Here is a 415-nt window from a genome sequence, read left to right on the forward strand (position 1 = left end):
CCTGTGGGTCGGTGGTGCCGAATTGCCGCGAGGCACCGATGAACAATTGCCCGGTGGGGCGCGGCTGAATATTGCAGGCGGTCGATGGGCCGGTGGCGTTGTGCGCGCTGGTGACGTAACCCAACTCCACCAAGGTGTGGGTGACGGTGCCGGGGTAGCGGTCGGTAATCAGCAGGTGACCTTTTTTCGGCTCGATGGGTAACTCCGGGCACAGTTCGCTGGCCTGAATGCCGTTGGCCAACACCACGGCTTCGGCCCGCAACCAATGGCCGTCATCGAGGTAAACGCGATTGCCATCGACCGCGCTGACCCGCGCCCGGTGCTGACGGATGTTCGGTGTGTCGAGCATCCAGCGGGCCGTCGCCGGCGCATACAGAATGCCGTCGCCATTGATGAGCAAGCCGCCTTCCAGATC

1 protein-coding gene is annotated in these 415 nt (G+C 63.9%); it reads right to left on the reverse strand.

Features of this window, described 5'->3' with window-relative positions; all coding sequences use genetic code 11:
- On the reverse strand, positions 1–415 hold a 415-nt coding region (locus tag AC1DF0_RS32440), incomplete at both ends, for an FAD-dependent oxidoreductase (protein WP_477577708.1).

It is taken from the genome of Paenibacillus sp. 05T425 (assembly GCF_056396205.1).